8 protein-coding genes and 1 pseudogene are annotated in these 6,660 nt (G+C 57.1%); 5 read left to right on the forward strand and 4 right to left on the reverse strand.

Annotated elements, in window-relative coordinates; all coding sequences use genetic code 11:
• Window positions 1-847 (reverse strand): integrase domain-containing protein (locus tag OKC27_RS22265; protein ID WP_270806718.1); only part of this gene is annotated, 847 nt, incomplete at its 3' end.
• A gap of 1,571 nt (window positions 848-2,418) precedes the next feature.
• Between OKC27_RS22265 and OKC27_RS22270 the strand changes: the two genes are divergently transcribed.
• The 5 genes from OKC27_RS22270 to OKC27_RS22290 all read left to right on the forward strand — a co-directional run bounded on the left by OKC27_RS22270 (window position 2,419) and on the right by OKC27_RS22290 (window position 5,598).
• On the forward strand, window positions 2,419-2,940 hold the full coding sequence (locus tag OKC27_RS22270; protein WP_270804973.1) for a DUF4468 domain-containing protein: 522 nt from the start codon (window positions 2,419-2,421) through the stop codon (window positions 2,938-2,940).
• A gap of 507 nt (window positions 2,941-3,447) precedes the next feature.
• The gene (locus tag OKC27_RS22275) at window positions 3,448-3,717 is read left to right on the forward strand and encodes a hypothetical protein (protein WP_139743099.1); all 270 of its coding nucleotides are present in this window, start codon (window positions 3,448-3,450) and stop codon (window positions 3,715-3,717) included.
• Between the two features lie 70 nt (window positions 3,718-3,787).
• On the forward strand, window positions 3,788-4,039 hold the full coding sequence (locus OKC27_RS22280) for a DUF4160 domain-containing protein (RefSeq protein WP_041206019.1): 252 nt from the start codon (window positions 3,788-3,790) through the stop codon (window positions 4,037-4,039).
• The gene (locus OKC27_RS22285) at window positions 4,023-4,445 is read left to right on the forward strand and encodes a DUF2442 domain-containing protein (protein ID WP_041206020.1); all 423 of its coding nucleotides are present in this window, start codon (window positions 4,023-4,025) and stop codon (window positions 4,443-4,445) included. Before OKC27_RS22280 ends, OKC27_RS22285 begins: the two co-directional genes overlap by 17 nt.
• 160 nt (window positions 4,446-4,605) lie before the next feature.
• Window positions 4,606-5,598, forward strand: a complete 993-nt coding sequence (locus tag OKC27_RS22290) for a replication initiation protein (RefSeq protein WP_270806719.1) — start codon at window positions 4,606-4,608, stop codon at window positions 5,596-5,598.
• Window positions 5,599-5,785: 187 nt separating this feature from the next.
• Here OKC27_RS22290 and OKC27_RS22295 read toward each other — a convergent pair whose 3' ends face one another.
• From OKC27_RS22295 to OKC27_RS22305, 3 genes and pseudogenes are all read right to left on the reverse strand, one after another.
• Window positions 5,786-6,028: a plasmid replication protein RepB gene (locus tag OKC27_RS22295; protein WP_103859311.1), complete on the reverse strand. Its 243-nt coding sequence runs from the start codon at window positions 6,026-6,028 to the stop codon at window positions 5,786-5,788.
• A gap of 58 nt (window positions 6,029-6,086) precedes the next feature.
• Complete coding sequence (locus tag OKC27_RS22300; RefSeq protein WP_128274411.1) at window positions 6,087-6,371, reverse strand: hypothetical protein; 285 nt, start codon at window positions 6,369-6,371, stop codon at window positions 6,087-6,089.
• A 9-nt stretch (window positions 6,372-6,380) separates the two neighbouring features.
• Window positions 6,381-6,660: pseudogene (locus OKC27_RS22305) on the reverse strand (hypothetical protein); the annotation flags it as partial.

Raw genomic sequence — 6,660 nt, forward strand, 5'->3', positions numbered from 1 at the left:
AGGTAGCTGGTGACACGAGTGTTGAGCCCACCCAACTAGGGTGACGGAAATTTCTGGGGTTCCGGCTTACATCCCCTCCCTGGGCGTAGGCGTGTCGTTCGCCGTGGGACCGGATGCCCGCGCTGCGCAGCTCGCTATAGGCAGCCGTCCTAAAGTCCTTGTAGGACATTGAGGACGGGATCAACGAGCGGCCCTCCTGTTGGGCGGCGGCCTGGGCCAGTGCGTGGTGCTGGGCGGGTGATTGGCAGGGAACCTGCCGCACGAGCCCGCCCTTGGTGCCGTCCTCGATGCGGATCTGGCCGTGCCGTTCGGCCTGGGCAAGCGCCCGTTGGGCGTCGAGTTTGGCCGCCTCCTCGAACCGCAATCCCAACGAACGTTGGAGGCTCAGCAGGGCTCCCACCCGCTCGGAGACGGCGGCCACGGCGGTGTCGTGCTGGGACACCGGCACGGCATGATCGGTGGTAGCGATCCCGCTACGGGTCGGCAGCCCCGCCTCGCGCACGGGGTCGAGCCGCACGGCCCGGTCGCCTCGGGCTATCTCCATGACCCGGTTAACGGCGGAGAGCGCATTTTGGGCGGTGGCGGGGCTGATCTCCCCCTGCTCCAGCCGCGCGATCAGGTGGGCGGCATAACCGCGCAGGGTGGCCGTCTCGATGTGCCGCATGTCCCTGATCCCCGCCTCCTCACGCGCCCAACTGGCGAACTGGCCCCAGCGATCGGCCATCGTGGCGATCGAACTGTGGCTCTGCATTCCCTCGCGCAGGGCGCTGCGCCCGGCATAGCCCATATCCCGGCTGCCGAGGCCAAAATTTCGTGAATCGGGGTTTGCCCGATCACATCTCGCCATATCAAATCTCCATATTGATTGATTGAAATTACGTTTTGATGCCCCATCCCCTGTTCCTGGTGGTGAGTGTTTTGCACCTGTTTTCGACTGTGCGTGTCGTGGGGGGCTTTTTTTTTCTACATCTCCTTACGCGGTGAGCGTGATTGTTCCGCAGAGCGGAGGGGGCTGCTATGGCAGGGGGCTCCTGCAAGCAGGGCGCGGGTCGAGATCGACTGCGCCGAGCGTCCGGCTGGCCTGTTTTCGTGCGTTTTCGTGCCAGTGAGATCTGGCGGCATGGCCCGAGGGCTAAGGGATAGCGCTGGGTTGGCGCTGGCCGTCTCTGTCAAACAGAGACGGCAGGGGGGGGGGGGGGCTGGGTATCATCGCATCGCATCTCATCGGCTACCCGGTGGGAGGCAGTGGCCGCAAGGCTCCGCCGGAGGCTTATTCGTGCGTGGCGTGATCCTTAGAGCAAGGAATACCTGAAAAGGTGTTGGTCTATAAAGCAAGGAATACCTGAAAAGGTGTTGGTCTATAAAATAAGGAATACCTGAAAAGGTGTTGGTCTATAAAGTAAGGAATACCTGAAAAGGTGTTGGTCTATAAAGTAAGAAATGCCTACAAGGTGCTAGTCTATAAAGTAAGAAATGCCTACAAGGTGCTAGTCTATAAAGTAAGAAATGCCTGCAAGGTGCTAGTCTATAAAGTAAGAAATGCCTGCAAGGGTTACTGAGTCGTTAAACGCATAAATGCGCAGATGCGTGTTGCAGTCGCATAACACTGTATTGCAAGGTCTCCATCTTTAGATTTCGACCGTCCACATCCACCCGTGAGTTTCAGTGCGCCCGAGATTATCCAGTTGAGCTCGACTGGCGAGAAATATTCAGTTATTGCATTTTGTGCAATAAAAGAAGGGATTTCTCAGTTGGGGAAATCAGAAAAATCAATTGGAATAGGAATCCGCTTTGCGTGGCAGCCACTCGGTACTGGCTGTGTTTGGGGAAATTCAGGCATGACAAATCGCCCCAGGGACCACATGTCCCTTGAGGACGTCATGGTCGTGAGGTGATTCGACAGCGCAAAGCGAATTACACACTCGAAAGTGATTTAGGCCGGGCTGTTAGGCTCGGCGAGCTAGTGATTAGGCCCCACAGGGATAAATCACCTTAAATCTGCATCCCTATCCTGTCAAGCCTCAGCCCGTGCGGCCTCCTGCTCGTCTGGCGTCCCTGTGGCGTAGATCTGGGCCACTCACCGCCCAGTTTGGCCGAAACCGGATAGGCCAGAGATCGCGGCCAAAACCTCTCCCAAACCGTCGCAAACTTTCAGCCGCCAAACCGCCTCGGCAGCCCTGCCTGAGCACTCTAAATGGCCCCTCTGCTGCCAGAACGGGGCGAACGGCCCGTTTTCCCTGGTAAAAAGGCCAATTAAACATAATGGGCATTAGACGCACCTCATTTTGGGGACGGGGAGCACAATTTCTGGTCGGTTTGGTGGGTATGATGGCGCGATGAGAGGTGGTCATCAGATAACAGCGCCCGCAGGGCGTTCTTGAATTCCTAAAGAGTCGTTTGAGAGATTAAGGGGCAGTAATGAAAAACAATAACTTTGCGGGTGCGTGCCTTCTGTTGTGCTCAAGTGCGTTTATTGGCGGGTGCGCCTCAGGCCCCGAAGTAACTCAAATATCTAGCAGTGACATCAAGCCAATCACCTTTGATTACAGCATTCCCAATGTCAGTAAACATACCCTGTTCACGCGAGCTCGCGACCACTTCGCCACCATCTATGGCGATAGTCGGTCGGTGATCCGTGTAACGGATGAAAACGAAGGGGTCATTATTGGAAAAGGTGCGATTGAATGGAAAGTGTCTATAGGGTTAGTGCCCCTCATATGCCATTCAGAATACAACATCAGATTTATGGCGAAAGACGCAAAGGCGCGCCTCCAGATGGAGTTGATCGAGGGTGCTCCTACGTTCTCGAAGTGCAGTGGGTGGACACTACCATCAATCAATGCTTACAAGGATGTGTTAGCGTCATTTGATCGCACTTCCAAAGGTGTAGAGAGCGCATTGAATGGGGTTGGTGACGGGAACTCATTCAAAGATTTCTAATCACGGAACGAACTAGACTTAACAAGCTCATGAGTTGCGCACAGCCTTGACTCGCTGGCGCATCTACATGGGGTGTAAAGCTCCTCGATGTTATTCACCTTTTATTAGATTTGGCGTTATGGATAACCAAGTTTTGATCATCTTGTTAGGCGTCATCGGGTTGCCGGTATGCCTCTACTTATTGGCTACCATGCCCAATTCAACGCATTGCTACTCCTGCAAGGTGCCATTGTCGATGCATCGGCAAAAGACATACCACCAGAAGTTTGATGGCCAAGAGCAAGAGGTGTGTAAGCGATGCTATGGCGGTAAAACCTATCGCCCAAGGCTCCGCTAGTTACTTAGCTTGCTCACGGCACGATGCACTTGGGGAATCCTGACCGCGCATAAGGGGCGTTACGGTAAATCCAAGCCCCTTTTTGCTGCCTATCAGCCTGCAAGATGGCTTGTTTTGCAGGGCGTTATCTCCCATTCTGCGCCGCACTATCCCTTGTGTCGGAGCATTCCATGAAAACCATCACTCATCCCACCCTGGTGCAACTGGTGGCGGCCGGTGCTGTGCGCGTCGTTGTCGCGGTCGGACAACCTGGCGGCTGGACCCTGCTGGTGCGCTACGGCCTGGCCGAACGCGCCCTGGCCGCCCAACGTAGCAAGCAACTCAGGGTCTTTCGCAAGCTCGATACCCTGGTGCTCTACCTGCAGCAGATCGGGGTCAGCCGATTCGAGGTTGATGCTGCAAAATTCATGGTTGCCCCGAGACCATTGCAGGGCGTTTGAACCTATCGCTAACTCACCCATTCGGGTGTAGTATTGCGTCAATAAAAAACCAAAACAGTTAGGTTGTTTGATGCCAACGGTGTTGATCATTGGGGGCTGGCGAGTGGTGATTTATCCCAACGACCATCGTCCGGCGCATGTGCACGTGATTGGGGGCGGCTGCGAGGCGGTGTTTAATCTCTCAGGGGAGCAAGGCGGGCCTGAGCTGCGGGAAAACTACGGATTTGATAGTAAAGCGCTGAAGCGCATCTGGGCAGAGTTGCAAGGCAATCAAGCTCACCTGATAAGACAATGGGAGGTGATCCATGGAACTAACCGATGAAATGATTGCACAGGCAAATCAGCGCGGAGCCGAGGCTCGCAAGCGCAGTCCTGTTGCTACGAGCGTGCGTTATGACCGGAGGATCGGACGGGTTGTGATCGTCTTGTCGTCGGGGTTAGAACTGGCCTTTTCCCCTCATCTGGCGCAAGGGCTCGAAGCGGCTAAGCCTAGCGACTTGCAGGAGGTCGAAATCTCGCCGTCAGGGTTGGGAGTGCACTTTCCGAAGTTGGATGCAGATCTCTACTTGCCTGCTTTGCTGGAAGGGCTGTTGGGTTCGGCGAACTGGGCTGCATCCAAGATGGGGGCGAAGGGCGGCAAGGCAAAAACCCCCGCTAAAGTTGCAGCGGCGCGGGCAAACGGTGCAAAGGGTGGGCGCCCAAGAAAAAACGTGCCAGCGGCGGCCTGACTGCGGTAACGTACTGTCCAGAAAAGACAAACCCCGAATCTCTGTCCAATCAACTTGGCGGAAGATAACAGAGAGTTCGGGGTTGTGACGAATCACGAGGTAAAGAATACCACATGGATCACATCAAACAACCCTGCACCGCCAATAAGCGCGGTGACCGTTGGTAAAACCTGCAACAGCAGCATTCGTCGAGCGGCTCCCCAGTCGCCCCTACTGCACCAACGACAAATCGGCTGGACTGCTCATTCGTCCACAGGCCACAGCACTGGCCTATCGCCATATCCAGCACAACCCACCGCCCCATGTATCCTGTCTGGTGTTTGACGTGGACAAGAAACCGCATGAGCTGCGTCGGCGAGATGGGTATCACGAATGGCGGGAGCGTGGTTTGCCCGCTCCGCATTGGATCTCGATCAACCCCGAGAACGGGAATTACCATCTTGGCTATTTGCTAGCCGCGCCCGTGGCACGTACCAATGCGGCTAGGCTAAAGCCGTTGCGCTATCTGGCGGCCATAGAACACGTTTTGGCGCATCGGCTGGGTGCTGACGTTGGGTATGTTGGCCTTATCACCAAAAACCCCGTACACAGCGATTGGTGGACGGTATGGCACGGCATTGAGCCCTATTCCCTCGACTACCTCGCGGAGTTCTGCCCAGATGCCGATCTGGCGGCCTATAACCGCCGCAGCCGCAAAGAGGCGAGCGGGCTGGGGCGTAACGTCACCCTGTTCGATAAAGTGCGGGAGTGGGCTTACAGCGCTGTCAGAGAGTATTGGCGACCCAATGGGTACGACGCTTGGGCCGAAGCCGTCCGCGCTACCTGTGATAGCGCCAATACATTTGGGTTGGAGCAGGGCGGCCCGTTGCCGCACAGCGAGCTCAAAGCCACGGCCAAGAGCATCGCCCGTTGGGTATGGCGACACTTCACTCCGGCCAAGTTCAGCTCCGTCCAGGCGGCCAGAGGCGCTAAGGGGGGGCGCATTGGTGGCAAGGTGTCCAAGCGCCCAACGAAGGGCGGCAAGGCCCGTGCAGAGCTGTTGCCGGAGGTGTTGCGCCTCAAGGCGCAAGGCTACAGCAACCGCGACATAGCCGAGGATCTGCAAATCTCAGCGGGCAGTGTGTCCAACTACCTCCGTCGTGATCGTGAGTGATCAAATAAAGCCATATCAGATAACAGCGCCCGTTAGGGCGTCTTTGTCTGATATGGCTTGTCCTTAGAGAGCGGATCTTGGCGAGGTGGGCACACGCCCGAACCGGAGGCCGTCCAGCAGACCGCTTGCGGGCTGTGGGCGGGGGCGTTGTCCACGGAGCGGTCTTTGTTCTGGCGGGGTTTCCGGTTCAGCGGCTGCTCAGATCGATCTCGATGCGCCGAAAGCCGATGCCGTTGGCGGTGTTGGCGGCGGCATCGATGCTCTTGAACACCCGCCAGCCCCCGCGTTGTCGTTCCAGGACAATGGTCTCGCTCTGTTTGCCGAACTTCACCAGATGCAGATGGTAGCCAGCCCCCATCGGGGTGGGGGCGATCAGGGCCTTGGCAAACCCACCTTGGTCAAACGTCCACTTCGCTTGCAGTTCTTCCATATCAAAACGCGCCTTTGATTAATCAAATTTACAAAATGATTCTAGCACAGCGCCGTCTTTATACCAGCGGTGGCTTCGGCGGTTCACCTGGCCGTTCCAGTAGCGCCCAAAGGAGGCAGAGTGCGTACCAATGATCCTGTCGTGTCCGATCTGCCAGCTGTGACTGGCGAGCCCAATAACGGTGGATGTGTGCCCGCCCTATCTGGGGCGGTTGGCGCACCCCCGGCTCGTATTGACGAATGTCGAGCAGGATGGCGATCAGCCGTTTGACCATGGCGCGGCGGCTGGTTTTGCCGCCGTGTCGCAGGTAGGTATCGACCCGTTCCCTTACCCATTGCTCCATGTGTCCTCCTTATCCCAGGTACGCGTTGGTCACGTCGATCCGCCCGTGCCCCAGTTCGGCGGCCACCTGCTCACGGGCCTGCAAATCCAGCTCCCGCGCCGCCGCGACCTCGATCCCCAACTGGGCGGCTAAAAACCGATGATGGTCGGCACCGTGACCGATCCCGGCCGCGACGGGCGCGGGGGCACCCACCAGGGTTTCGTACCGTCCCTGGGGTTGTACGCCGGAATCCCAGAAATTTCCGTCAGCCCAGCTCCAGTCCCGCCACGAGCGCATCCAGGTCGATGAA

The organism is Aeromonas sp. QDB62 (assembly GCF_027705695.1).
Lineage (GTDB): Bacteria > Pseudomonadota > Gammaproteobacteria > Enterobacterales > Aeromonadaceae > Aeromonas > Aeromonas allosaccharophila.

Coding starts and splice junctions, on each gene's coding strand:
- OKC27_RS22270 (WP_270804973.1), top strand. CDS start 2,419: ATGAAAAACAATAACTTTGCGGGTGCGTGCCTTCTGTTGTGCTCAAGT.
- OKC27_RS22275 (WP_139743099.1), top strand. CDS start 3,448: ATGAAAACCATCACTCATCCCACCCTGGTGCAACTGGTGGCGGCCGGT.
- OKC27_RS22280 (WP_041206019.1), top strand. CDS start 3,788: ATGCCAACGGTGTTGATCATTGGGGGCTGGCGAGTGGTGATTTATCCC.
- OKC27_RS22285 (WP_041206020.1), top strand. CDS start 4,023: ATGGAACTAACCGATGAAATGATTGCACAGGCAAATCAGCGCGGAGCC.
- OKC27_RS22295 (WP_103859311.1), bottom strand. CDS start 6,028: ATGGAAGAACTGCAAGCGAAGTGGACGTTTGACCAAGGTGGGTTTGCC.
- OKC27_RS22300 (WP_128274411.1), bottom strand. CDS start 6,371: ATGGAGCAATGGGTAAGGGAACGGGTCGATACCTACCTGCGACACGGC.